This is a genomic window from Streptomyces sp. CGMCC 4.7035, from assembly GCF_031583065.1.
GTDB classification, from domain to species: domain Bacteria; phylum Actinomycetota; class Actinomycetes; order Streptomycetales; family Streptomycetaceae; genus Streptomyces; species Streptomyces yaanensis.
Window position 1 is genome coordinate 7,270,972 of record NZ_CP134053.1, and the last position, 24,477, is coordinate 7,295,448.

Annotated in this window: 21 protein-coding genes, 1 tRNA gene and 1 riboswitch; of the genes, 4 read left to right on the forward strand and 18 right to left on the reverse strand. The window is 69.7% G+C overall.

The annotated features are described in order from the left end of the window. Nucleotides 1–37: 37 nt before the first annotated feature. Nucleotides 38–349 carry a hypothetical protein gene (locus tag Q2K21_RS31960; protein WP_310778305.1) on the reverse strand — a complete coding sequence of 104 codons (312 nt, stop codon included), beginning with the start codon at nt 347–349 and terminating at the stop codon, nt 38–40. Between the two features lie 101 nt (nt 350–450). Here Q2K21_RS31960 and Q2K21_RS31965 point away from each other — a divergent pair, with 101 nt between their 5' ends. Then, nucleotides 451–678 carry a DUF4287 domain-containing protein gene (locus Q2K21_RS31965; protein WP_310778308.1) on the forward strand — a complete coding sequence of 76 codons (228 nt, stop codon included), beginning with the start codon at nt 451–453 and terminating at the stop codon, nt 676–678. Between the two features lie 162 nt (nt 679–840). Here Q2K21_RS31965 and Q2K21_RS31970 read toward each other — a convergent pair whose 3' ends face one another. The 3 genes from Q2K21_RS31970 to Q2K21_RS31980 all read right to left on the reverse strand — a co-directional run bounded on the left by Q2K21_RS31970 (nt 841) and on the right by Q2K21_RS31980 (nt 3,466). Further along, nucleotides 841–1,728, reverse strand: coding sequence for a Bax inhibitor-1/YccA family protein (locus Q2K21_RS31970; protein ID WP_310778310.1), 888 nt, complete (start codon nt 1,726–1,728; stop codon nt 841–843). A gap of 242 nt (nt 1,729–1,970) precedes the next feature. Next, entirely contained in the window at nt 1,971–3,146 is a 1,176-nt protein-coding gene (locus tag Q2K21_RS31975) for a 4-hydroxybenzoate 3-monooxygenase (RefSeq protein ID WP_310778315.1), read from the reverse strand. A 237-nt stretch (nt 3,147–3,383) separates the two neighbouring features. Next, nucleotides 3,384–3,466 (reverse strand) — tRNA-Leu (locus Q2K21_RS31980). 429 nt (nt 3,467–3,895) lie between these two features. On the opposite strand from Q2K21_RS31980, the gene Q2K21_RS31985 reads away from it, so the two are divergent. Beyond that, on the forward strand, nt 3,896–4,666 hold the full coding sequence (locus tag Q2K21_RS31985; RefSeq protein ID WP_310778318.1) for an ABC transporter ATP-binding protein: 771 nt from the start codon (nt 3,896–3,898) through the stop codon (nt 4,664–4,666). Nucleotides 4,667–4,855: 189 nt separating this feature from the next. Further along, nucleotides 4,856–7,393, forward strand: a complete 2,538-nt coding sequence (locus Q2K21_RS31990; protein WP_310778321.1) for an ABC transporter permease — start codon at nt 4,856–4,858, stop codon at nt 7,391–7,393. 65 nt (nt 7,394–7,458) lie between these two features. Here the strand turns inward: Q2K21_RS31990 and Q2K21_RS31995 are convergent, their stop codons facing one another. From Q2K21_RS31995 to Q2K21_RS32060, 14 genes are all read right to left on the reverse strand, one after another. After that, nucleotides 7,459–8,751 (reverse strand): cyclopropane-fatty-acyl-phospholipid synthase family protein, encoded by a 1,293-nt coding sequence (locus Q2K21_RS31995; RefSeq protein ID WP_310778324.1) that lies wholly within the window; start codon nt 8,749–8,751, stop codon nt 7,459–7,461. A 307-nt stretch (nt 8,752–9,058) separates the two neighbouring features. Beyond that, nucleotides 9,059–10,441 carry an NAD(P)/FAD-dependent oxidoreductase gene (locus tag Q2K21_RS32000; protein ID WP_310778327.1) on the reverse strand — a complete coding sequence of 461 codons (1,383 nt, stop codon included), beginning with the start codon at nt 10,439–10,441 and terminating at the stop codon, nt 9,059–9,061. Nucleotides 10,442–10,940: 499 nt separating this feature from the next. Next, on the reverse strand, nt 10,941–11,882 hold the full coding sequence (locus Q2K21_RS32005; protein WP_310778330.1) for a Ppx/GppA phosphatase family protein: 942 nt from the start codon (nt 11,880–11,882) through the stop codon (nt 10,941–10,943). Next, nucleotides 11,879–12,508 carry a DUF501 domain-containing protein gene (locus Q2K21_RS32010; protein WP_310778332.1) on the reverse strand — a complete coding sequence of 210 codons (630 nt, stop codon included), beginning with the start codon at nt 12,506–12,508 and terminating at the stop codon, nt 11,879–11,881. Before Q2K21_RS32010 ends, Q2K21_RS32005 begins: the two co-directional genes overlap by 4 nt. Nucleotides 12,509–12,595: 87 nt before the next feature. Then, the gene (locus Q2K21_RS32015; RefSeq protein WP_310778335.1) at nt 12,596–13,108 is read right to left on the reverse strand and encodes an FtsB family cell division protein; all 513 of its coding nucleotides are present in this window, start codon (nt 13,106–13,108) and stop codon (nt 12,596–12,598) included. Between the two features lie 100 nt (nt 13,109–13,208). Further along, nucleotides 13,209–14,495 (reverse strand): phosphopyruvate hydratase, encoded by a 1,287-nt coding sequence (gene eno, locus Q2K21_RS32020; RefSeq protein ID WP_310778338.1) that lies wholly within the window; start codon nt 14,493–14,495, stop codon nt 13,209–13,211. A 305-nt stretch (nt 14,496–14,800) separates the two neighbouring features. Beyond that, complete coding sequence (locus tag Q2K21_RS32025; protein WP_310778341.1) at nt 14,801–15,502, reverse strand: transglycosylase family protein; 702 nt, start codon at nt 15,500–15,502, stop codon at nt 14,801–14,803. Nucleotides 15,503–15,506: 4 nt separating this feature from the next. Further along, a riboswitch (cyclic di-AMP (ydaO/yuaA leader) is annotated at nt 15,507–15,673 on the reverse strand. Between the two features lie 198 nt (nt 15,674–15,871). Continuing rightward, on the reverse strand, nt 15,872–16,903 hold the full coding sequence (locus tag Q2K21_RS32030) for a LysM peptidoglycan-binding domain-containing protein (RefSeq protein WP_310778344.1): 1,032 nt from the start codon (nt 16,901–16,903) through the stop codon (nt 15,872–15,874). 191 nt (nt 16,904–17,094) lie between these two features. Then, nucleotides 17,095–18,390, reverse strand: coding sequence for a cytochrome P450 family protein (locus Q2K21_RS32035; RefSeq protein WP_310778346.1), 1,296 nt, complete (start codon nt 18,388–18,390; stop codon nt 17,095–17,097). Between the two features lie 142 nt (nt 18,391–18,532). Next, nucleotides 18,533–19,543, reverse strand: coding sequence for a nucleoside triphosphate pyrophosphohydrolase (locus tag Q2K21_RS32040; protein ID WP_310778349.1), 1,011 nt, complete (start codon nt 19,541–19,543; stop codon nt 18,533–18,535). Nucleotides 19,544–19,695: 152 nt separating this feature from the next. Next, on the reverse strand, nt 19,696–20,352 hold the full coding sequence (locus Q2K21_RS32045) for a SurA N-terminal domain-containing protein (protein ID WP_310778352.1): 657 nt from the start codon (nt 20,350–20,352) through the stop codon (nt 19,696–19,698). 151 nt (nt 20,353–20,503) lie between these two features. After that, nucleotides 20,504–21,127: a type 1 periplasmic-binding domain-containing protein gene (locus Q2K21_RS32050; RefSeq protein ID WP_310778354.1), complete on the reverse strand. Its 624-nt coding sequence runs from the start codon at nt 21,125–21,127 to the stop codon at nt 20,504–20,506. 42 nt (nt 21,128–21,169) lie between these two features. Beyond that, nucleotides 21,170–21,502, reverse strand: a complete 333-nt coding sequence (locus Q2K21_RS32055; protein ID WP_310778357.1) for a hypothetical protein — start codon at nt 21,500–21,502, stop codon at nt 21,170–21,172. Between the two features lie 110 nt (nt 21,503–21,612). After that, nucleotides 21,613–22,440 carry a glycoside hydrolase domain-containing protein gene (locus tag Q2K21_RS32060; RefSeq protein ID WP_310778361.1) on the reverse strand — a complete coding sequence of 276 codons (828 nt, stop codon included), beginning with the start codon at nt 22,438–22,440 and terminating at the stop codon, nt 21,613–21,615. A gap of 667 nt (nt 22,441–23,107) precedes the next feature. On the opposite strand from Q2K21_RS32060, the gene Q2K21_RS32065 reads away from it, so the two are divergent. After that, nucleotides 23,108–24,205 carry a hypothetical protein gene (locus Q2K21_RS32065; protein ID WP_310778364.1) on the forward strand — a complete coding sequence of 366 codons (1,098 nt, stop codon included), beginning with the start codon at nt 23,108–23,110 and terminating at the stop codon, nt 24,203–24,205. Nucleotides 24,206–24,477: the final 272 nt, after the last annotated feature.

Consider the following 24,477-nt stretch of genomic DNA (forward strand, 5'->3'; position numbering starts at 1 on the left):
GCGGCCGCCTCCGGCGCGGCCCCTCGTCGGCCGGGGGTCACACCCCGGCCCGTTTCTGCGCCTCCTCCACGAGCGCCACGGCCTGAGCGAGCTCCGCCTCGCTCCGCAGGACGAGGGCCAGGTCGTGCCCGGCCACCGTGATCTGGTCGGCGGCCGCGAACATGCCCGCGTCCGGCATTTCGCGGGGTTCGGCCGAGGGGTCCTCCAGGAGCTGGGCCCGCCGTGCCAACTCCCTGGCCAGAGCGAGTGCCTCGGCCGCCGCGCTCCGCTGGAGCCGGCTCTGCGGAGCGGCCCGCAGCCGGTCGGCGAAGTGATCCACGGCCCGGGTCAAAGGCGTCGTATCAAGCACGCCGCGAGACTACGCGTCGTGGCACGACTGTTGCCAACAGGCGAACGCTCAGGCACGGTGACCTGAAGGACCGGCTTCATCGAGTGCGTCCGGAGGCGCCGATGTCCCAAGTCTTCTCCGAGGAGACCCATCGCAATCTGCTCGCCCGCATCCCCCACTGCACCGGTCGTGAGGTTTCCGACTGGCTGCGCACCGTCGACGAAGGCCCCGCTCTCTGCTTCGAGGAGAAGCTCAGCTGGCTCCGGCACGAGTACGACCTCGCGTACGGCCACGCCAAGGCGATCATTCACGAGTACGACCTGAGGAGGGCCGCGCGCAAACTGCTCTGAGCGCGCACCACCGCACCGCATCCCCGACCAGGCATCCGCACGACGAAGGGCCCGCGAACCCCGGCGAGGGGGTTCGCGGGCCCTTCACAGCCCTGAGGTCGGCTCACGGCCCTGGGGCCGACTCGCAGCCCTGAGGCCGACTCGCAGCCCTGAGGCCGACGGTCAGTCGTTGCTGCTGAAGATCGCGACCAGTCGCAGCATCTCTACGTAGATCCACACGAGGGTCATGGTCAGGCCGAACGCCGCCAGCCAGGCCTCCTCGCGCGGCGCGCCGTACGCGATGCCGTCCTCGATCTGCTTGAAGTCGAGGGTCAGGAAGAACGCGCCGAGCAGGATCGCGATGACGCCTACGATCGCGCCCAGCGGGCCCATGCTGCGCAGCCCGCCGTCCTCGGCGACGCCGAAGGCGACCAGCAGCAGGTTGACCGCCATGACCAGGACGAAGGCGATGGCGATGGCCATGCCGATCCGGGCGTAGCGCGCGGTCACACGGATCCAGCCCGCCTTGTAGACGAGCAGGGTGGCGCCGGAGACCGCCATGGTGCCGAGCACGGCCTGGAAGGGCGCGCCGCTCCACTGCGAGTTGTACATCTCGCTGACGACGCCGAGGAAGACGCCTTCGAAGGCGGCGTACCCCAGGATCAGCGCCGGCGAGGCGGTGCGCTTGAAGGACTGCACCATCGCCAGGACGAACGCGACCAGCGCGGAGCCGATCGCGAGGCCGTAGCTGGTGGACGAGACCGGCAGCAGGGCCCAGGCGAGGATCGCGCCCACGGCGACCGTGCCGAGCGTCATCGCCGAGCGCATGACGACGTCGTCCATCGTCATCCGGCCGGTGGTGGCCGGGGCCTGCGGCGGTGCGCCGTACTGCGTCTGCTGGTCGTACGGGTTCTGGGCGTAAGGGTTCTGCGCGTAGGGGTTGCCCTGGGCGTACGGGCTGCCCTGCGTGCCGACGGCGGCTCCCCCGGCCTGCGGCGCGGTGTTGAAGCCCGCGTAGCCGTTGTCGCGGCTGAACCCCCGTCGCGAGAAGACCGGGTTGCTGCTCCTCATTTCACTCCTCCATGGCCACCCTGCGTGGCCTTGGCCTCAAGAGTAATAGGTAGGCAAAGGATTGACCCTAATGCTTGGGGAGGATCTTTCCCTCGTCCTTGCGCGCAACACGCTACGCGTGCGAGTGATTCCCGGGGAGGAGCCGCCCCATCCATGACCAACCCGGTACACGGTCGAGACCGGCCACTGATCCACCGGATGAGCCGTTCGGGTGCTGTTCCCGGCCCCTTCACCCGGACGGCTCACTCCAGCGGAAAGCCGGTGTAGCCGTCGGCGAGGTCGGTCTCGGCGGCACGCGAGGTGGTGAGCCGCTCCAGCCGGGCCAGTTGGATCCGGTCGTCGAACGGCGTGGCGTCCGGGGCGCGGTGGAGCAGGGTGGTCATCTCGTACGAGAACCGTTCGGCCTGCCAGACGCGGCGCAGACAGGTCTCGGAGTACGCGTCGAGCCGCTCGCTCGACCCCGTCTCCCGCTCGTGCGTCAGCGCCCGCGCGAAGGTGACGACGTCCCCGACGGCGAGGTTGAGTCCCTTGGCACCGGTGGGCGGCACGATGTGGGCGGCGTCCCCGGCGAGGAACAGCCGTCCGTGGCGCATCGGCTCGTGGACGTAACTGCGCATCGGTGTCACGGACTTGGAGGTGATGGGCCCACGGGCGAGCGTCCAGCCGTCGGCGGTCTCGAAGCGCCGCTCCAGCTCGTCCCAGATCTGCTCGTCGGCCCATTCCTCGGCGTCCGTTCCGTCCGGCACCTGGAGGTAGAGACGGGAAACAGCCGGGGACCGCATGCTCAGCAGGGCGAAGCCGCGTTCGTGGCGGGCGTAGACGAGTTCGTCGTGCGAGGGCGCGACGTCGGCGAGGATGCCCAGCCAGCCGAAGGGGTACGTACGTTCGAAGACGCGGGACAGCTCGGCGGGCACCGCCTTCCGCGACACCCCCCAGAAGCCGTCGCACCCGACGACGTAGTCGCACTCCAGCACCTCCTCGCGACCCTCGTGCCGAAAGCGCACCTTGGGCCGGTCGGTGGTCGCGTCCTCGACGGCGAGCGCCTCCGCCTCGAAGAGCAGCGGCCCGCCCTCCTTGAGCTGGAGTGCGATGAGGTCCTTGCAGACCTCGGTCTGGGCGTACACCATCACGGAGCTGCCGCCGGTGAGCGCGGGGAAGTCGACGCGATGGCGGCGGCGCGCGAAGCGCAGCTCGATCCCGTCGTGCCGCAGGCCCTCGCGGTCCATGCGCTCGCCGGCCCCCGCGGCCCGCAGCACGTCGACGGTCCCCTGCTCCAGGATCCCGGCCCGCTGACGCTGCTCCACATAGGCCCGGTCGCGGCTCTCCAGCACGACCGAGTCGATGCCCGCGTTGTGCAGCAGCCGCGCCAGCAGCAGCCCGGCGGGCCCCGCTCCGATGATGCCGACGGTGGTACGCATCCCGACGCCCCTTCTCGCTCGCGCGATCCCCGGCAGCGGCCGCGGCCAGGATGTCGCCTTGCTCGGTTCCTCTTGCTCGCCCTGCTGTTCGTCTGGTGAAATTTCTTTCACCATTCTCCGAGGTGAGTGTGCGACCGCGGGGACGCGCTGTCAACGGCCGTCCCCATAAGCCGCGGGTCGACAGAGGAGGGGGCGCATACGAGGCGCCCTCAAGGAGCGTGCATCTATGCGCGGATGTGCCCGGAACCGGACTCGAACCGGTACGCCCGCGAGGGGCAGCGAGGTTTAAGCTCGCCGTGTCTGCATTCCACCATCCGGGCAGGCCAATGGGCTCCGCATCGAGCGTTCCGAGCCTATCGGGACGCATCCCCCGAACAGCGGATGGGCGATGCGATGTTGTCTTATTTTATTGACGTCTGAGGGTGCATCAGCACTCGGTACGGGCCATCCGCACTTGCCAATAGCCTTTCGGGCGGCCGTCGCGCGCGCATGCGGAATGACGGAATTTCACCGCCCCGAAGGAGGGCGATGGGAGCGCTTCCACTGACGTGAGCAACCGCTTTCCGGTCGACGGACGCCCCAGGGGCGGTGTCAGGGGCCGGCGTCATCCCCAGGTATGACACGGCGGGCAGCGGTCCGACTCGAGGCTGCCCCGGGAACCGGAACAACGGCTGACTACACGACACCGATCGGCCGCGACGATGGAACACGTCCCCTCGACCGACCTCGTCCGACAGGAGTTCCCTCCCGTGACCAGCACCCCCCTCGCCGACCGGACCACCGCGGTGGCCGCCCGCGCCACGGATCTGTCGAAGGTCTACGGTCAGGGCGAGACCCAGGTGGTGGCCCTGGACCGGGTCACCGTCGACTTCCAGCAGGCCCAGTTCACGGCGATCATGGGGCCCTCGGGCTCCGGCAAGTCGACCCTGATGCACTGCGTCGCCGGGCTCGACTCCTTCTCGTCGGGTTCCGTCCGCATCGGTGACGTCGAACTGGGCTCGCTGAAGGACAAGCAGCTCACCAGGTTGCGCCGCGACAAGATCGGCTTCATCTTCCAGGCGTTCAACCTGCTGCCGACGCTGACCGCGTTGGAGAACATCACGCTGCCGATGGACATCGCGGGCCGCAAGCCGGACCTGGCGTGGCTGGACACGGTGATCCAGATGGTCGGCCTGGCGGATCGGCTGAGCCACCGGCCCTCGCAGCTGTCCGGCGGCCAGCAGCAGCGTGTCGCGGTGGCGCGGGCGCTGGCGTCCAAGCCGGACATCATCTTCGGCGACGAGCCGACCGGGAACCTGGACTCGCGGTCGGGCGCGGAGGTGCTGGGCTTTCTGCGCAACTCCGTACGGGAGTTGGGGCAGACGGTGGTGATGGTCACCCACGACCCGGTCGCGGCGGCGTACGCGGACCGGGTGATCTTCCTGGCGGACGGCCGGATCGTGGACGAGGTGTACGAGCCGTCGGCTGACGCGGTGTTGGACCGGATGAAGCGGTTCGACGCGAAGGGCCGTACGAGCTGAACCCGGCGGGGCCGGGCCCCGGGCCCCTGGGGCTCCACCCCCGGCCCCATCTGGGTTTTCGCCCCCGCAGCCCCTACCCGTCCCGTACCTGGGGGGCTGCGCCCCCCAGACCCCCGCTTCGGCCTAACGGCCTTGTCCTCAAACGCCGGACGGGCTGAAAAATCAGACATCCAGCCCTTGGACAGACACATGTTCCGTACCGCCCTGCGCAACGTACTCGCGCACAAGGCCAGGCTCCTCATGACCGTGCTCGCCGTGATGCTCGGCGTGGCCTTCGTGTCGGGGACCCTGGTCTTCACCAACACCATCTCCGACGCCTTCAAGAAGAGCTCCGCGAAGGGGTTCGACCACGTCGACGTCGCCATCGAGCCCGGGATCGCCCAGGACGTGGGTGACAAGATCGGCAAGAGCCCGGAACTCACCCAGGCGCTGCTGGACAAGGTGGCGAAGGCCCCGGGCGCCGACTCGGCCATCGGTGTCGTGAACGGCTTCACCGCCCTCGCCGGCAAGGACGGCAAGCTCATCGGCGACGGCTTCCAGTCCGAGGGCGGCAACTACTGGGGCGCCAAGGACCCGCGCTACCCCCTCAAGAGCGGCCGCGCGCCTCAGGGCGAGAACGAGATCGCACTCGACGCCGACACCGCCGGGCGGGCGGGCTACGAGGTCGGAGACACCCTGCGGCTGTCCGTGGACGGCCCGGTGCTGACTCCGAAGATCACCGGGATCTTCACCACGGACGACGGCAACGTCGCGGCCGGCGGCAGCCTCGCGCTGTTCGACACGAAGACCGCGCAGAAGCTGTTCCACCGGGAGGGCGCGTACGACGAGATCGACGTGAAGGCGGCGGCCGGCACCAGCCAGGACGCGCTGCGGGCGGAACTGGAGAAGGTGGTTCCCAAGGACACCGGGTCCCTGACCACCGGTCAGCAGCTCGCCGACGACCAGGCCCAGCGGATCTCCGAGGGCATGAGCTCGATGCGGACGATGCTGCTGGTCTTCGCCGGAATCGCCCTGTTCGTCGGCGTGTTCATCATCGCCAACACCTTCACCATGCTGGTCGCCCAGCGCACCAGGGAACTGGCCCTGATGCGCGCGGTCGGCGCCTCGCGCCGCCAGGTCACCCGCTCGGTGCTGCTGGAGGCGGCCGTGGTCGGCGCGGTCGCGGCCGTCACCGGTCTCGCCGTCGGCGTCGGCATCGGCGCCGGAATGCGCGCCCTGGTCGGCACGCTGGGTGCTCCCGTGCCCGCCGGTCCGCTGGTCATCACGCCCGGCACGGTCGCCGCCGCCCTGGGCGTCGGCATCCTGGTCACCATGCTGGCCGCCTGGCTGCCGGGCCGGCGCGCCGCGAAGATCCCGCCGGTCGCGGCGATGAGCAGCGTCCACGCCCCGGCCACCACCAGGTCGCTGGTGCTGCGCAACACCCTCGGCGCGCTGCTCTCGGGCGCGGGCGTCGCCGCCGTACTCGTCGGCAGCCAGGCGAAGACCGCCAGCGACGGACAGCTGCCGATGGGCCTCGGTGCGGCCCTGCTGGTGATCGGTGTCTTCGTGCTCACCCCGCTGCTGTCCCGCCCGCTGATCGCCGCGGGCGCGCCCGTCCTGCGCGTCTTCGGCATCAGCGGCAAGCTGGCCCGGCAGAACTCCGTGCGCAACCCACGCCGCACCGCCGCCACCGCCTCCGCGCTGATGATCGGCCTGACCCTGATCACCGGTCTGACGGTGATCGCGGGCAGTGTGCAGCAGGCGATCGACAAGATGGCCACCTCCGCGCTGAAGGCGGACTACGTGGTGTCGATGGCGAACGGCAACCCGCTCTCCGCCGACGTCGACACGAAGCTCGCCGCGGCGGACGGCGTCACCGCCACGAGTCCGCTGCGCGACGCGCCCGCGCGCATCGACGACACCACCGAGTCCCTGACCGGGGTCAACGGCTCCGCGATCGGCAAGCTCACCAACCTCAAGGTCGACCAGGGGTCCTTCAAGGTCGGCGGCACGGACGTCGTGGTGGACGACAAGACCGCCAAGGACCACGGCTGGAAGGCCGGTTCGCGGTTCACGGTCTCGTACGAGGACGGCAAGAAGCAGGGGCTGACGGTCTCCGCCGTCTACGAGGGCAACGAGCTGATCCGGGGCATCCTGCTGGACAACACGACCCTGGCGCCGCATCGGACGTCGTCCGAGCCCGCCGACATGCGGGTCATGGTGAAGACCTCGGGCGGCGCGAGCGACGCGACGAAGGACCGGCTGGAGAAGGCGCTGGGCGACAACCCGGCGATCAGGGTCCAGGACAAGCAGGAAATCTCCAACGACATCGCGCAGATCTTCACCCTGATGCTCAACATGCTCTACGGGCTGCTGGCGATGGCCGTCATCGTCGCGGTCCTCGGCGTCATCAACACCCTCGCCATGTCCGTATTCGAGCGTTCGCAGGAGATCGGGATGCTGCGCGCGATCGGTCTGGAGCGCGGTGGCATCAAGCGGATGGTCCGTCTGGAGTCGCTGGTCATCTCGCTCTTCGGCGGAGTGCTGGGCATCGGCCTGGGCGTGTTCTTCGGCTGGGCGGCCGGCGAGCTGATCGGCAGTTCCCTGGACACCTACGCGCTCATCCTGCCGTGGGGCCGGATGGCGGTCTTCCTGCTGCTGGCGGCCGCTGTGGGCGTGCTGGCGGCCCTGTGGCCGGCCCGGCGGGCGGCTCGTCTGAACATGCTGGCCGCGATCAAGTCGGAGTAGTCCCCACCGGTACCTGCGGCGAGGGGCCCCGTCCACCGCGGACGGGGCCCCTCGTCATGGGCCCGTCAGTTCCAGGTACGCGCCCTGAGCGGCAGCCCGGACGCACCCGGCTCCGGCGTCCGCACCGCGAGGACCTGGTTGACGCCGATGCGGTTGCGTTCGAAGGCGAGGGCCGAGGCGGCCATGTAGAGACGCCAGACGCGGGCACGGCCGGGACCGGTGAGGCGCTGCGCCCGCTCCCACTGCTCCTCCAGGTTGGTGACCCACTGGCGCAGGGTGAGGGCGTAGTGCTCGCGAAGGGACTCGACGTCGCGGACCTCGAACCCGGCGCGCTCCAGCTGCGTCACCGTGGTGCCGAGGGGGGCGAGTTCGCCGTCCGGGAAGACGTAGGCGTCGATGAACGCGTCGACGGAGTACGTGGTTTCGTCCCGCTGGGGCCGCCGTCCGATCTGGTGGTTGAGCAGCCGCCCGCCGGGCTTCAGCAGGGCGAGGAGAGCGCGGGCGTACTCCAGGTACCGCTCGGAGCCGACGTGTTCGGCCATGCCGATGGAGGAGATGGCGTCGTACGGGCCGTCGGTCACGTCCCGGTAGTCCTGCACCCGGATCTCGACCCTGTCCGTCAGTCCCTCGTCGGCGACCCGCTTGCGGGCGTACGCGGCCTGCTCCTGGGAGAGGGTGATGCCGACGACGCTCACGCCGTGCTCGCGGGCCGCATGAATGGCCATGGAGCCCCAGCCGCAGCCGACGTCCAGGAGGCGCTGACCGGGTTTCAGGCCGAGCTTGCGGCAGACGAGTTCGAGCTTGTCGCGCTGGGCGTCCTCAAGGGTGCCGTCCGGTGAGTCCCAGTAGGCGCACGAATACACCATGGACGGGCCCAGGACGATCTCGTAGAAGTCGTTCCCGACGTCGTAGTGGTGGCTGACGGCGCGTCTGTCGCTGTGCCGGGTGTGGAGGTGGCCTCGGAGCTTGCGGGCCTCCTCGCGGGGCGGTGGGGGCGGCGGGAAGGGGCCGGCCAGCTTGGCCAGTCCGCGGACGGCGGCGCGGAAGGCCGGGTCACGGAGCGCCTGGGCGAGGGTGCGGGCGTCGTCCCCGCGCTCCCAGATCAGGCCGGCGAGGAGGTCGAGGGCGGTGTAGAGGTCGCCCTCGATGCCCAGGTCGCCTGCGACCCAGGCGCGGGCGAGGCCCAACTCGCCCGGTTTCCACAGCAGACGGCGCAACGCGCGACGGTTGCGCACGACCAGGGCGGGGGCGCCGGGCGGGCCGGCCTCCGAACCGTCCCAGGCCCGCAAGCGCAGCGGGAGCGGGGCTGCCAGCAACTGTTCGACGAGGTTCTTCAGCCGCAGCGCGGCGTCGGCCATGGCGCACACCTCCGTGACGGGGATCCCGGAATGTCCAACACCACGTAAACACCTGCGGGGCCGAGCCGCAGTCCCCCGTTGGCGTTACGGCTGAGCAAAATGCCTGTACACGCCATGGGAACTCGGCGCCCGGACCCCGCTCCGCGAACGCCGGAGGGGCTGATTCATCAGCCCGTCCGTGAGGACGAGGCCGTCAAGGCCGACAGCGGGGTCCGGGGGCGGCAGCCCCCGGAAACTCGCCCAACGCCGAAGGCCTCCCGCACCACGGATGGCGGGAGGCCCTCGATCAGGTCAAGAGGTCAAGCGGTCAGGAGGCCTTGGCCTTCTCTTCCACCTTGCTCGCGGCAGCGACCGGCGCCGGCTTCGCGGCCTCGTAGAACTCCTCGCGCGGCGACTCGATCGCGCCGAGCGAGACGACCTCGCGCTTGAGGAACATGCCGAGCGTCCAGTCGGCGAAGATCCGGATCTTCCGGTTCCACGTCGGCATCGCCATACCGTGGTAGCCACGGTGCATGTACCAGGCGAGACGGCCCTTGAGCTTGATCTTCATCTTGCCCATGACGATCATCGCGACGCCCTTGTGGAGACCGAGGCCCGCCACCGCGCCCTTGTTGGCGTGCGAGTACTCCTTCTGCGGGAAGCCCCGCATACCGGAGACCACGTTGTCGCCGAGCACCTTGGCCTGACGCAGCGCGTGCTGCGCGTTCGGCGGGCACCAGGCGTTCTCGACGCCGGCCTTGCGGGCGGCCATGTCCGGCACCTGGGCGTTGTCGCCCGCGGCCCAGATGTAGTCCGTGCCCTGGACCTGAAGCGTGGCCGCGGTGTCCACGTGGCCGCGCGGGCCGAGCGGGAGACCGTAGCGGGCGAGGGCCGGGTTGGGCTTCACACCCGCCGTCCACACGATCGTGTTGGAGTCGACCTCAAGGCCGTTCTTGAGCACCACGTGGCCGTCGACGCAGGACTCCATGGAGGTGGAGAGGTAGATCTCGACCCCGCGGCCCTCAAGGTGCTCCTTGCCGTACTGGCCGAGCTTGGGACCGACCTCGGGAAGGATCTTGTCGGCGGCGTCGACGAGGATGAAGCGCATGTCCTCGCGGGACACGTTCTTGTAGTACTTGGCCGCGTCCCGGGCCATGTCCTCGACCTCGCCGATGGTCTCCGCACCGGCGAAGCCACCGCCGATGAAGACGAAGGTGAGCGCCTTGCGGCGGATCTCCTCGTCGGTCGTGGAGTCGGCCTTGTCGAGCTGCTCAAGAACGTGGTTGCGCAGGCCGATGGACTCCTCGATGCCCTTCATGCCGATGCCCTGCTCGGCGAGGCCGGGGATCGGGAAGGTGCGGGAGACCGCGCCGAGCGCGACGACGAGGTAGTCGAAAGGCAGCTCGTACGCCTCGCCGACCAGCGGGGCGATCGTGGCGACCTTGCGGTCCTGGTCGATGGTGGTGACCCGGCCGGTGAGGACCTCCGCCTTCGGCAGCACGCGTCGCAGCGGTACGACGACGTGCCGGGGGGAGATGCTGCCGGCGGCGGCTTCGGGGAGGAAGGGCTGGTAGGTCATGTACGAGCGCGGGTCGACGACCGTGACGGTCGCCTCGCCGTAGCGCATCTTCTTGAGAATGCGGCGAGCTGCGTACAGGCCTACGTACCCACCGCCTACTACGAGGATCCTGGGACGCTCCGTGGTGCTCATGCCATCGAGTATCCACCCGCCCCTGGGGGGTCGCTCGTGCGCCCCTTCACAAGCTTCGAGGGGGTGTCTGCTACACTCCGCCGCCCACGTGACGGAGGTCATGGCGCGACAGGGGAACCACCGTGTAGGGCCGACCGTTGTCAAGGCCGCGTGAGCTGCCCGTCCGGGCATTCGGAGGCCACATGTCGGTCTCCGCGCCCGACCGCTGCGACCCCCTCCGGAACGCCCGCAGGAGCACCTCGGGCGACCCCTTGGGCCCCCCGAATGGCCCTGGTGGGCCCAAACGTCGCTCAGCAGGGCCGTTTTCCTTGTGAAGAACTTCACGAAGTTTTCCGGCGGCGCATCACCGAGGGGCCCTCAAGACCCCCTCAGGCGCGCTCATACGTTATCCGACCTGCTCAGGAGAGGCTGCCGGCGGGTAGCAAAATCCCCGCCGGAGCCCTCCCGAACCTCCCTCGGAAGCCGGTCTCCAGATCCGTCGGAAGCCGGTCTCCAGAACCTAGGCGATCGACCAGGCGATGCCGTCGAGGATGTCGTGCTCGCTCACCACGACCTCGTCGGCCCCGATCCGCTCCATGATCGCCAGCAGCACGAGGGCACCCGCTCCGATGACGTCCACGCGCCCCGGGTGCATGGAGGGAATCGCCGCGCGCTCGGCATGAGTGGACCTCAGCAGCCACTCGGTGATCTCCCGGACGCGGTCGTGGGAGATCCGGGAGTGGTGGATCCTCGTGGAGTCGTACTCCGGGAGTTCCTGGGCGATCGCCGAGACGGTGGTGACCGAGCCGGCGAGCCCGACCAGCGTGTGCGCCTCGGGCAGCGGCACGGTCTGCTCCACCAGGTCCAGCGCGGCCTCGATGTCGGACCGTATGGCCGCGATCTGCTCCTCAGTGGGCGGGTCGCTGACGACCCCGTCGCGCACCAGGTGGCGCTCGGTCATACGGACGCAGCCGATGTCGACGGACCGGGCGGCCCGCACATGGCCCTCTCCCACGACGAACTCCGTGGACCCGCCGCCGATGTCCACGACCAGATACGGCGTGGACAGGTCCTCGCGGCCCATCAGCTCCTTGGTCGCACCCGTGAAGGAGAACTCCGCCTCCTGGTCGCCCGAGATGACCTCGGGTTCGACGCCGAGGATCTCCAGCACCCCGCGGACGAAATCGTCCCGGTTCTCGGCGTCACGGGAGGCGGAGGTGGCGACGAAACGGACCCGCTCCGCGCCGTGCTCCTTGATGATCTCGGCGTACTCCCGGCACGCGGCGAACGTGCGCTCAAGGGCCTCCGGCGCCAGCCGCCCGGTCCGGTCCACGCCCTGTCCGAGCCGGACGATGATCATCCGCCGGTCCAGTTCGACGAGTTCACCGGTCGCTGGGTCGGCGTCCGCGACCAGGAGCCGGATGGAGTTCGTACCGCAGTCGACGGCGGCGACACGCGTCACTTGTCGTCCCCCTCGGAACCGACGGGCTCGGTGGCCGACTCGTCGACGGGCTTGGCGGCGAACCAGCCGGATTCCGACGTCTCGGCCTGCCACTCGTCACCGGACGGCGGCCCCGCGAGCGTCACACAGGACCCCTTGCGCCACCACTCCGGCAGCATCGCGAGCGCCTCGTCGCCGAGCGGATTGACGCCCGGACCCGCGGCCAGGGAGTGCGCCACGAGCACGTGCAGGCACTTCACGCGGTCCGGCATGCCGCCCGCGCTCGGGAAGCCCTTGAGCTCCTCGATCTCGTCCCGGCGCCGGATGTAGTCCTCGTGGGCGGCCCGGTAGGAGGCCGCCAGCTCGGGGTCCTCCGCGAGCCGGGCCGTCATCTCCTTCATCACGCCGTTCGCCTCCAGCGTGCCGATCGCCGAGGCGGCGCGGGGGCACGTCAGGTAGTAGAGCGTCGGGAAGGGGGTCCCGTCCGGCAGCCGCGGCGCCGTCTCGACGACGTCGGGCTGCCCGCACGGGCAGCGGTGCGCGATGGCGCGCAGACCGCGCGGCGGCCGGCCGAGCTGCTGCTTGAAGGCCTCGACGTCCGCGTCCGTAGGCTCGGTGTGCGGGGTGGGCGGCGGGGGCGTTTCCATGGCTGTCTTTCTCGTTGGTGCGCCGATTCGTCCGGTCACCGATTCATCGGTTCACGGCGGCGGTTCGGTTCACGGCGGCTCATCGGTTCACTGGTCGGCCCTGTCGGAACTGTCGGCCCTGTCGGACCGGTCGGCCCTGTCGGCCCTGTCGACCCCGTCCCAGATGTTGGCGTACCAGGGGCGCGCGGCCGTCGTCAGGCTCGTGCGCGACTGCTTGGCCGCCTCCGGGTCGACGACGATGTAGCCGGTCTCTCCCGGCATCACATAGTGCAGCCGCTGCCGGATCTGCTGCTCCGCGTACGCGTCGTCCTGCCAGCGCGCCTTGAGGTCGCGCAACTGTTCCACCCGCTGGCGGGCCTGCTCCTGCTGCCGTTCCAGGTCGGCGATATCGGCGCGCTGGGAGACGTACTGCCTTATCGGGTACGCCAGCGCCACGATCAGCGAGCACAGGACGAGCGCGAGCAGGGCGGCCCGGCCGGTGAGCCGGGAGCGGCGGGCCTGCCGCTTGGTCTGGGAGCGGTAGACCCGGGCCGCCGTCTGCTCGCCGAACAGCCGCAGCCTGGTCGCTGTGGAGAACCGGTCGCGGTCCTTCACGGCCATGTCTCCCGCCTCCCCTCCACACGTGCGTACGTCCCCGCACACGGTACGGGACCGAGTACGGGGACGTACGGACGACTGGCTAAGGCGTTGCCCTGCCCGCTCAGCCCTTGAAGCGCGGGAACGCGCTGCGGCCGGCGTACACCGCGGCGTCGTCGAGGATCTCCTCGATGCGCAGCAGCTGGTTGTACTTGGCGACGCGCTCGGAGCGGGCCGGGGCGCCGGTCTTGATCTGGCCGCAGTTGGTGGCGACGGCCAGGTCGGCGATGGTCACGTCCTCGGTCTCGCCGGAGCGGTGGGACATCATGCACTTGAAGCCGTTGCGCTGGGCCAGCTCGACGGCGTCGAGGGTCTCGGTGAGCGAACCGATCTGGTTCACCTTCACGAGCAGGGCGTTGGCGGTGCCCTCCTCGATGCCGCGGGCCAGGCGCTCCGGGTTGGTGACGAACAGGTCGTCGCCGACCAGCTGGACCTTGTCACCGAGCTTGTCGGTGATGACCTTCCAGCCGGCCCAGTCGTCCTCGAACAGCGGGTCCTCGATGGAGACGAGCGGGTAGGCCGCCACGAGCTCCTCGTAGTACTCCGTCATCTCGGCGGCGGAGCGCTCCTTGCCCTCGAAGAGGTACTTGCCCTCCTTGTAGAACTCGGAGGCGGCAACGTCGAGCGCGAGGGCGATCTGCTCACCGGGGACGTACCCGGCCTGCTTGATGGCCTCGAGGATGAGGTCGAGGGCCTCGCGGTTGGAGCCCAGGTTCGGGGCGAAGCCGCCCTCGTCGCCGAGGCCGGTGGACAGGCCCTTGGACTTCAGGACGGCCTTGAGGGTGTGGTAGACCTCGGTGCCCCAGCGCAGCGCCTCGGAGAAGGACTCCGCGCCGATCGGGGCGATCATGAACTCCTGGATGTCCACGTTGGAGTCGGCGTGCGAGCCGCCGTTCAGGATGTTCATCATCGGCACCGGCAGCAGGTGCGCGTTCGGGCCGCCCAGGTAGCGGAAGAGGGGAAGGTCGCTGGCCTCGGAGGCGGCGTGGGCGACGGCGAGGGAGACGCCGAGGATGGCGTTGGCGCCGAGGGAGCCCTTGTTGTCGGTGGCGTCCAGGTCGAACATCGCCTGGTCGATCAGGCGCTGCTCGGTGGCGTCGTAACCGACCAGCTCCGGGCCGATCTGCTCGATGACGGCGAGGACGGCCTTCTCGACACCCTTGCCCTGGTAGCGGTTGGGGTCACCGTCGCGGAGCTCGATGGCCTCGAAGGCGCCGGTGGAGGCGCCGGACGGGACGGCGGCACGACCGGTGCTGCCGTCGTCGAGGCCGACCTCGACCTCGACCGTGGGGTTGCCTCGGGAGTCCAGGATTTCCCGGGCTACGACGACGTCGATGGACGGCACGAGCATCTCCTTCTGGGATGTGACGCTGAGAGTGCGGGCGCACCTTGCGACTAGAGCCTATCCGCCTCGGGGCCGTCGGCCAGCCGACCGACCGTCCCGTGGACGCGGTGATGACAGTACCCATTGTTTCAGACCGGAACAAAGGGCGGGTGAATCGCGCGCGGCGCGGAAGCGAAAAGCCCCGCCCCGGTGCGTACGGGGGAATACGCACCGGGGCGGGGAGCCCGTGGGGACGGGGGCGGGCCCTCACGAGGCCTCCACCATGGAGACCGGGGATGGGAGAGCGCTGTGGTTCGGCTACGGGCCAGGTGTCACTTGAGGTGCAGCTGCTGGCCCGGGTAGATGAGGTCGGCGTCCTTGACGATGTCCTTGTTCAGCTCGAACAGCTTCTTCCAGCCGCCCTGGACGTCGTGCTTCGCGGCGATCCCGCTGAGGGTGTCGCCCTTGACGACCTTGTACTCGCCGTCGCCCTTCTCGACCTTCTGACCGGCCGGGGTGGTGACGGTCTTCTGGGCGGCCGGACGCTCGGCCGAACGGGAGGCCGGCTTCGTCTCGGTCGAGCGGGTGGTGGTCTTCGAGCTGCTCGACGAGCTGCTCTTGGAGGTGCTCGTCGAGGTGGAGGCGGCGGCGCCGTTGTACGGAGCGCTGGTCAGGCCCTTGCCGCAGACCGGCCAGGCGCCCTTGCCCTGGCCCGCGAGGACCTTCTCGGCGATGGCTATCTGCTGCGCCTTGGTGGCCAGGTCGGCGCGCGAAGCGTAGGCGGTGCCACCGAAGGCGGCCCAGGTGGAGTTGGTGAACTGCAGGCCACCGTAGAAGCCGTTGCCGGTGTTGATGGACCAGTTGCCGCCGGACTCGCACTGGGCGACGGCGTCCCACTGGGCGGCGGTGGCGGCGGAGGCGTTGCCGGCCGCCATCAGCGGGGCGGCGATGGCGGCGCCGGTGACGCCGGCGAGCGCGATGACACGAGTGGCCTTGGACGAGCGGCGGTGCTTGCCGTTGCCGGAACACAGCATGGTTCGATCCCCTCACCGACGCCTGCGAGGTGAGCTGTCGGGTTCGGGCCGGTTGAGTTGCCCGGCCGCGCACTGGTGGGTGCGCGGCTTCACCCCAAGCCGCTCCCGGTCAACTCCCGGGCGCGGCACTTACCTTGGGTCCCCCGCTCCTGCCTACGGCGCTTGACGCGACGACTGTTCCCGTACGGCCGCTGGCAGGATTCGGCGTTGCGACCGTCGGGGCCCGCTGTGGCGAGCGGTCATGACCGTAAGCAGCCGATCCGCCGAATTTCAAAGAGGATCAGGGCTTATGAGACCCATCTCTCACTCTCACCAAACCGGACATTCGGCATGAAATAGGGCGTGAACTCTCGTCGGTGAGGGGGTAGTTCAGGACCCCGTTCCGGTCGGCTCGACATCGAGCACAAGGCTCTGACCGGGGACGATGAGGTCGGGATCGGCACCGACCGTCGTCTTGTTCGCGTCGTACAGAGCGCGCCACCCGCCCGTGAGGTCAAGGGAGTCGGCGATGCCGCACAGGCTGTCTCCGGAACGGACGGTGTACGAGCCGTCGACGGCGTCGCGCGCGTCGGCGGAGTCACGCGAGGCGTGCCGACCGGACGCATCGCCCGTACGACCCTCCACGGCATCCTCGTCGGCGCTGTCGCCACGATGACGGCCACCACCGGAGGCCTCACCCGCACCCGCACCCGAAGAGGCGTCACTCCGACCGGAATTGCCCGAGTCGTCCCCATTCGTCGCGGCCCCGGTCGGGTCACCCGAAGTCTGCGAGTCGCTCGCGCCGGTGTCGCCCTTGCTGCCCTTGGTCGAGTCGTCGGTCGACTTCGAGGACGGGGATGAAGAGGAAGAAGGCGACGAAGAGGTCGAAGAATCCGAACCCTTCGAAGACTTGACGGATGCGGACGACTCAGACGATTGGGGCGACTGAGATGATTCGGACAGGCCACGGTCGACGCCGAAGTCCGACACAGAGCCGCTGCCGACCGAGTCACCGGCGAGACCCGTGTCGACGTTGGCGGCCCTGGTGTCCTGACCCAGGCCGACGCGGGGGCCACACGAGGCCCAGGCCGACACGCCCCTGGCGGCGAGGATCGTCTCGGCGACGGCGATCTGCTGCGAGCGGCTGGCCTGGTCGGCACGGGGTGCGTAGTCGAGGCCGCCGTACTTGTCCCACTCCTCCTGCGTCAGCTGGAGTCCGCCGTAGCTGCCGTTTCCGGTGTCGGCGCTCCAGGACCCGCCGCTCTCGCACTCCGCCACCTGATCCCAGGTGGTGCCGCTGGCCGCGCTCGCGCCCGTGGCGCCGAGGAGCGGGATGGCGATCGCCGACCCGGTAACTCCTGCCGCGACGAGGAGAGCCGGGGCCTGGCGGGGGCGACGGTGACGACCGTTCCCGGAGAGCATGCGGTTGCCTTTCACACGACAGCAGTGACCCACGCGGCGGCTGTGGCGAACCACCGCGCTGCTGCGTGAACGTAGTCGCAGTCGAACGCTTGTCACAAGTTAATGCAGCGTAGATCACGTGAAGATCACAGAGCTGAGTGATGGTCACCTTTTTGTGACCGTCGGCCCGTTCGCCGTTTCCTTCCGGACCGTCAGGAGGGACGTTGGGTACCTTGTCCCGGAACGGGCGTGAACTTCACGGGAAGTGTGCGCAATCCACGCATAATGAGCCCTCCGCGCCAGCGCAAATCGGCCAGATCCGCCGCAAGTTGCAGATCGGGGAGACGGGTGAGCAGCGTGGCGAGCGCGGTCTGTCCCTCCAGACGGGCCAGCGGTGCGCCGAGGCAGTAGTGGATGCCGTGCCCGTAGCCGAGGTGCTGGTTGTCACGGCGGGAGAGATCGAGGACGTCGGGCTCGGCGAACCGCTGCGGATCCCGGTCCGCGGCGGCGAGGACGACGAGGACGGGGTCGCCGGGAGCGATGTCCTGCCCGCCGATGGCGAGCGGCTGCGTGGCGAACCGCCATGTGGCCAGTTCCACCGGGCCGTCGTAGCGCAGGAGTTCCTCGACACCGGTCTCCAGAAGGCCGCGTTCGCCTGCGGCGAGGGACCTCTCCAGGCGAGCACGCTGCTCGGGGTGGGTGAGGAGGGCGTACGTCCCGTTGCCGATCAGGTTGACCGTGGTCTCGAACCCGGCGAAGAGCAGGATGAAGGCCATGGCGGCGGCCTCGTTCTCGGTGAGGTGCTCACCGTGGTCCGAGGCGCGGATGAGCCCGGAGATGAGGTCCTCGCCGGGGGAGGGCTCCAAGGAGAGCGCCTCGCGCTTGCGATGGATGAGGTCGGCGAGGTAGCCGCGCATCTTCTTCACGGACCGGGCGACCCCGCCCCTCGGCCCCCCGCCGTGCCGGATCATCATGCCGGCCCAGTCCCGGAAGTCGTCCTGGTCCTCGCGGGGAACGCCGAGCATGTCGCAGATGGCGTAGATGGGGAGCGGGAAGGCGAACTCGTGGATGAGGTCGGCCTCTCCCCTGTCGGCGAACTGGTCGATGAGGTGATCGGTGAGTTCCTGGACCCGTGGCGCGAACTCGGCGACGCGCCGGGGTGTGAAGGCCTTGGAGACGAGCCGACGCAGCCGGGTGTGATCCGGCGGGTCGATGTTGAGGAGGTGCGTCATCAGCTCGGCCTTGCGCTCGCCGGGGATGCCGGTCTTGCCCTTGGCGTGCGCGGGCTCGTCGTGATGTGCCGGGTTCTTGCTGAGCCGCTGGTCGGCGAGGGCCTGCTTGGCATCGGCGTAACGGGTGACCAGCCAGGCCTCCACACCGCTGGGGAGTTTCGTCCTGTGCACGGGGGCGTGCTCGCGTAGCCAGGCGTAGGCGGGGTAGGGGTCGGCGGCGAACTCCCAGGTGAAGAGCTCGGGCGCAGGGGACTGGGGGTGGGGCTGGTTGGTCACTCCTTGACGGTATCCGGCGGGGCGGGGCGGTCCGCGTTCCGCTCCGCCGGGCGCCTCTCGGCGTAGTGGTGGCCTTGGGCGGCCGTCGTCCCGGGTGTCCGGTGGACAAGGGGGCATGACGGCGGCGGATTTGGAGCCGTACTCAGGTCTGGCTCTGGCCCTCCACCTCCCGGATCGCGTCCCGGTACGCCCGCGCGGCCGCCCGCAGCGCCGCCTCCGGGTCCACGCCCTCCGCCTCCGCCCGCGCGGCCAGCGCGAGCAGGTCGTAGCCGATGCCCTCGCCCTGCGGGAGCGGGACCTCCAGGCCCGCCGTGCGGACCCGCGACGACAGCTTCGACGCCAGGGCGAGGCCCGGCTGGCCCAGAGGTACCCCCTCCGTCACGGACGTCCGCTTCTTCTCGACCGCCTTCGTGCGCAGCCAGTGCTCCTTGACCTCCTCCGGCGTCGTCGCGGTCTCGTCGCCGAAGACGTGCGGGTGACGGTGGATCAGCTTGGCGACGATGCCGCCCGCCACGTCGTCGATGGAGAAGGGGGCGTCCTGGTCCTCCTCGGCTATCCGGGAGTGGAAGACGACCTGGAGCAGGACGTCGCCCAGTTCCTCGCGCAGTTCCTCGCGGTCGCCCGCCTCGATCGCCTCGACCAGCTCGTACGCCTCCTCGATGCCGTACTTGGCCAGGCCCTCGTGGGTCTGCCGCGAGGACCAGGGGCACTCCGCGCGGATGCGGTCCATGACCTGCACGAGGTCGAGGAGACGGGCGCCCGGGAGGTCGTACGACGCGGGGAGCAGCTCCAGCTCCGGCATCCGCACCCGTCCGGAGCCGGCCAGCCGAGCCAGCCCGTCGGTGAGGTGCGGCTCGCCCTCGCCGGTCGCGACGACGACCACCGTGCCCCCTCCAGCGCAGGCGTCGACCAGTTCCTGCGCGGTAGGGGCGGCCTCCTCCACCGCTATGCCCGCCTCGCGCAGATAGGGCAGCTGCGGGTGCGCGCCGTCCGCGCACAGGACCCGGTCGGCGGCGTGCAGCACCTGCCAGGCGGGCCAGGACAGCAGACCCGGGGCGACCCGGTGGCTGGTGGTGAGCAGGACGATACGGCCGAGGGCGGCGGTCGCATCCGCCCCCTGGCCCGGGGCGCCTTCGAAGCTGGTTGCGTTCACCCTTCGAACGTAACCCACGTCACCGACAGCATCGGAGTTATCCACAGGCCATGGACCGACTCCGGGCTCCCTTCCTCCACAGGCCGTGGACCGATTCCCGGTTTCCTTCCTCCACAGGCCGGACCGGTTCCCGCTCCCCTTCGCCCGTCGCGCTACGCCGTCTGCTGCTGTGTCGTAGCCGCCGTGACTTCCTTGACCCACGGGGTCTTCGCGTCCACGCGGCTGCTCTTCTGCACGTCCCACGTGCCGTAGCGCGGATTCAGGTCGACGTGGAGTTCCTTCGACGCCTGCGACATGGCCTTCCAGAACATGGCCTTGCCGTCGGTCGTGTTCATGTCGGCACCGAGCGCGGCGGCCAGCTTCTGGGCCTCGATCTCCGTACGGAGACTGTCGTCGACACGCTGGGGCGCCACGCCGTACTGGTCCAGCCAGGCCGACCGCAGCGCCTTCGCGCCGCCCGCCTGCTGCTCCAGGCTCGCACGCATCTCCTGGACGTCCCTGCGGGTGACGCTCACACCCGCGTCCTTGGCGGCACGGCGCAGGACCCGGTCGAGGACCAAGCTGTGCAGCGTGTCGCGGGTGAGGCTGCCGGTCCGGGCGAGTGTCTGCGCGTACTGGGCGTCGTTCGTGGCGGCGGCGCGCTGGGCGGTGCGCACCTCGTTCACCCGGTCCTCCAGCTGAGCGACCGTGATCCGCTGCCCCCCGACGACGGCCGCGGCGCCCGGATGCGCCGTGCTGCCGCACGCGGTGAGGAGAGGGGCCGCGGCCAGGGCGGCGCTGAGGGCGATCGCGGTGCGACGGCGGTGCAAGGTGGCCTCCCGAGGAGTTTGTGCGGCGGTGCACAAGGTCTTGCGGTGATCGATGGTAGGCAGTGGCCCGGCTCTGGCCAACCCATTGGACCAACGATTCATCGGGACTTCGGGCACCGCCGGACGGCGGACGAACACCTTCTCCGGTCGCTCAGGCCCGTCCGTCCACCGCTCGCTCGACCGCCCCGGCGACGTCGGCGCGCAGTCCGTCGCCGGTGTCGACCCTGGTCACGTTGGCCCCACCCTTCGCACCGGCCTTGTCACCGCTCCCCGTGCCGACGAGTACGAATCCGACCTTCCCGTACTGCGGCGCCGTCTGCGCCGCGGCCGTGACCTCGGGCCAGCCGACGGCGAGGACGACGTCACAGGAACGCTGGAGCAGACCGTTGAGGAACGGGCGCGCGTTGGCGGCGCTCTGCTCCCCGGTCACCGGCGCGTAGCTCACGCGCGCGTGGGTCTTGAGCGAGGCGTCCTGCATGCCCTGCCAGACCTCGGCGGCGGCCCCGGCCGTGATGCCCTTCTTGTCGGTGAGCAGGCAGGCGTCGACCTCCGTGTAGTGCCGCGCCCGGGTGTCCGGGATCGGCGGCCGGTCGTCGTGCCGGAAAAGGAGCACGCCGGCCACGGCCACCGCGGCCACGACGACCGCCGCGCCCGCGGCCAGCACGATGGTGCGTCCGCGCAGCGAGCGCAGCCATGTGACGGCGGCGCGCCCCACGGCGGCGAACCGCTCTCCCCCGGACGTCCGCTCCGCCTTCGCCGGGCGCGTCTGCGACACCTGTCTGACCTGCTTGACCACCGATTACCTACTTTTCTTCCGTCAGAAGCGAGCGACCCGCCGGGGCCAGACCGTCCACGCGTGCACCGAGGCACCCGCCATCGACAGCAGGATCAGCAGGAGGTCGGCAGCGAAGAGCGCTCCGTGGGTGGTCTCGGGCGTCAACGCGAGTTCGAGGACCCAGGCCACGAGGACCACGCTGAACGCGCCGAAGGCCCACCAGTCCGCGCGCCCACCCCGCCGCAGGGCGAGCAGGAAGGACGGGACGGAACACAGCAGCCCCAGACTGACCAAAGGGAGCGCGGCGACGCCGGCCCGCACGGCGAACGGCCGGAGCAGTTTCGTCACCGTCCTGGGCACCTTGACGATCCTCATGTCCCGTCCCTCCTGCCGCTCGCCGTTCTCTTACGTCCTACGTGCTACGTTTCGCCGCTTACGTCCTACGCCCTACGCCCTACGTCCTGCCGCCCGCCGTGGCCACCGATTCAGCCGGTGATGGCGACGGGAGCGTCCCACGCGTCACGGTCCACGGTGATCGTGTAACCGCCGCGCGACTCCTTGCTGTTGACCATGTACTGGTGGCCGCGGCTGTGGTTGGTGTACTGGGTGGAGCCGAACGGCCAGTCCGTGGTCGTGGTGTTCGTCTTGTCCCAGAGCGCGTACCAGAGGTTGCCGGGCAGATCCGTCTTGTCGGTCGCGTTGGCGATCGCCTTGGCGCTGGAGCTGGTGAAGCCGTAGAAGCCACCGCGGTAGGTCTTGGCGCGCAGCGTCTTGGTGAAGGAGCGCACGTACGTCAGCACGGCGTCGTTGCACGACTTGTTCGTGATGTCGTACGGCTCCATGTCCAGGTAGATCGGGCTGCCGGCCTTCATGCCCAGCGCCGACGCCTTGGACACCGCGTCGGTCGCGTCGGTCGCGCCGAGGGAGGCGGCCGTCGAGGCGGTCAGCTTCTCCGGGTTGGAGCTGGTCTGGCAGGGCGGCTGGGCTCCCACATAGATCGGGATGAGCTTGTAGCCGAGCGAGCTGACCGACTTCACCCAGGAGGCCGTGAGGTTGGGCTGGTTGCAGCCGCGGTTCTTGCCGCCGACGTACACGGCGGCCGCTCCGTAGAAACCGGTGTTCCAGGCCTTCATCGCGGCGAGCGAGGGCGCGGTGCAGGTGTCGAAGGCGCGGCCGGTGTACGTCTTCTGGGCGGGCCAGGTGGTGGCCGCCATCGAGGTCTGCGCCGCGATCCCGGCGCCCGCGACGACGGCGACACCGGCCGTACCCCAGGCGATGTACCTGAACTTCTTCGATTGCCGGTGCCCGGCCATCCCCACCTCAATTCACGACAGGCGGACGCGAGCGGCGTCCACCGGAAAATCTCCGAAATGCCCGGAAGTGGCGCGGGTCCGGCACGGCAACACCCGTACGGATGTCCGAAGACGGACGAACTGTGCACATGCGCGAGGGACTTGGGCGCCCGAAGCCTGTGAACGCTAACCGATGGCGTCCTTCCGCTCGGAAAACGATGCCCCTTGATCGCCACAAGATTCCCTCATGCCACGGCAAAAACTCCAGCCCCGGGGAACGTCTGCCCGGCGAACCCCGTCTCCGGCGCTCCGGGCCGCCGGCGCACGGGCGTCGCCCACGCGGCTGGGCGAGAAGACGGGCCGTAGCTTGGGCGGGTCGACGAAGAGACCCTCGACCTGCGCGCGGACCGCCGAAGGCGGCAGCCTTTCGCTTTCGACCAGCGCGAACCGGGGCACATCCGGGCGAGCGACCCGCTCCGGCCATCGATACGTCGTCACCCGGAGCCACTCCACGGGCCTGCGCCCAGCGCACGGTGGCAGTTCCCGGGCCCGGTACGTGGGTCAGAGGTCGGCCACGAGCAGAAGGCTGTCCCGGCATCGGGTCCGCCCGCCGGTGACGTCTACGTTCCCCCATATGGTGGGACGTCAAGCTCTCGCATGGTGCGTCATCCGTGGGCTGGAGGATTCCGTGACCATCACCGCTCGTCTCGTCACCGCTGTCGCTGCTCCCCTGGACCCGACATCAGCGGAGGCTCCACAGGTGCTGCACTGGCCCGGCCGCAGGCTGCTCGTGCAGCGTGGTGACACCGAATTGGTGGCCCTCGACTTGGACGAGCCCAGCGCGGGTCGAGCACCGGAGGCCCGCTTCCCGGCGCCCTGGCCGCGCCACTTCGGATCGGTGACGGTGTCGCCGGAGCGGGATGTGGCGGTGTTCGCCGGCGTGCACGCGGTGAGGTCGGTAGAGGCGACCGGTGTGACGCGGTGGGAGGTACGGCACGGCTGCTGGGACGGCAGCTGCGCTCTCATGCACCTCTCCTTCGACGAATACGCCCACGACGAGGACCACTTCTACGCCGACAGCGGCTCAGCCGCTGTCTCCGCAGACGGCAGACTCGTCTGGGCACACGTCCGCGGCCCGTTGAGCAGCGACAAGGGCACGGAGGACGACCAGGAACTGTGGGTGGTCCTGGACGCCACAAACGGAGAAGTCCTGGGACGTGTGGACACCATGACCGTGGCCTCCGGCTCCGAGCACACTCCACACTCGGACCCCACGAACATGGGGCTGAGCATCGGCGAGGGCGAGGAGGGGTCGCCCGTGCTGTGGGGACGCTGGGACGGGCAGCGGCTGAACGCTGAGCAAATCGGCATCGAGCGAGTCCTCCTTGGCGTGAGCCCGTCCGGCCGACGCCTCCTGACCGTTCCTGTCGGACAGTGGTCCCTCTCCCTCCACCGGGTGAAGGACGGCTCTGTCCTCCAGAAACTGGATGCCAAGGACACTGTGTCGGCGCACCCGAGCAGCACCGGCAGGGAAAGGGTGTACTGGGACTATGAGGGCGCCTTCGTGGACGAGGACACCGTCGTTGCCGGAACCTCCGAGTGCGACGCCCGGTACGGCACGGTTCGCCACTGGTTGGTGGACGTGCGTGGGATGACCCTACGTGGCGAGATCCTCTACCCCTTCCCTGTCTCTGGGCCTGCCCGCTCTGCGGGGGACGGCACCTGGTACACGGTCTCCAAGGACTCGAGGTCCGTGCATCTGTGGCAGTTGGCCGAAGAGAACTGACCGATGACGCAGCGCGGCCCGCCAGTGGGGTGCGACCCTGCGGCACCGATAACGCGCAGGGGCACGGCCCACGCTGCCGAGGAGCGTCAACGTGCGAAACAGCGCCACCCCATGTGTTCCCACCCTGCGACTGGATGCCCGGTCGCGGACCGCCTCGCCTGGCCCATCACCAACAGCGTTCCCCCAGGCCAGCTGCTGTGCCAGTCCGAGGGAACGCGCCGTCACCTGATCAGGAAACAGGTGTTGCCGACTTCGTCGAAACCCTGACTGCT

Coding starts and splice junctions, on each gene's coding strand:
- Q2K21_RS31990 (WP_310778321.1), top strand. CDS start 4,856: ATGTTCCGTACCGCCCTGCGCAACGTACTCGCGCACAAGGCCAGGCTC.
- eno (WP_310778338.1), bottom strand. CDS start 14,495: ATGCTCGTGCCGTCCATCGACGTCGTCGTAGCCCGGGAAATCCTGGAC.
- Q2K21_RS31965 (WP_310778308.1), top strand. CDS start 451: ATGTCCCAAGTCTTCTCCGAGGAGACCCATCGCAATCTGCTCGCCCGC.
- Q2K21_RS32015 (WP_310778335.1), bottom strand. CDS start 13,108: ATGGCCGTGAAGGACCGCGACCGGTTCTCCACAGCGACCAGGCTGCGG.
- Q2K21_RS31970 (WP_310778310.1), bottom strand. CDS start 1,728: ATGAGGAGCAGCAACCCGGTCTTCTCGCGACGGGGGTTCAGCCGCGAC.
- Q2K21_RS32010 (WP_310778332.1), bottom strand. CDS start 12,508: ATGGAAACGCCCCCGCCGCCCACCCCGCACACCGAGCCTACGGACGCG.
- Q2K21_RS32060 (WP_310778361.1), bottom strand. CDS start 22,440: ATGGCCGGGCACCGGCAATCGAAGAAGTTCAGGTACATCGCCTGGGGT.
- Q2K21_RS32000 (WP_310778327.1), bottom strand. CDS start 10,441: ATGAGCACCACGGAGCGTCCCAGGATCCTCGTAGTAGGCGGTGGGTAC.
- Q2K21_RS32055 (WP_310778357.1), bottom strand. CDS start 21,502: ATGAGGATCGTCAAGGTGCCCAGGACGGTGACGAAACTGCTCCGGCCG.
- Q2K21_RS31975 (WP_310778315.1), bottom strand. CDS start 3,146: ATGCGTACCACCGTCGGCATCATCGGAGCGGGGCCCGCCGGGCTGCTG.
- Q2K21_RS32030 (WP_310778344.1), bottom strand. CDS start 16,903: ATGCTCTCCGGGAACGGTCGTCACCGTCGCCCCCGCCAGGCCCCGGCT.
- Q2K21_RS32025 (WP_310778341.1), bottom strand. CDS start 15,502: ATGCTGTGTTCCGGCAACGGCAAGCACCGCCGCTCGTCCAAGGCCACT.
- Q2K21_RS31995 (WP_310778324.1), bottom strand. CDS start 8,751: ATGGCCGACGCCGCGCTGCGGCTGAAGAACCTCGTCGAACAGTTGCTG.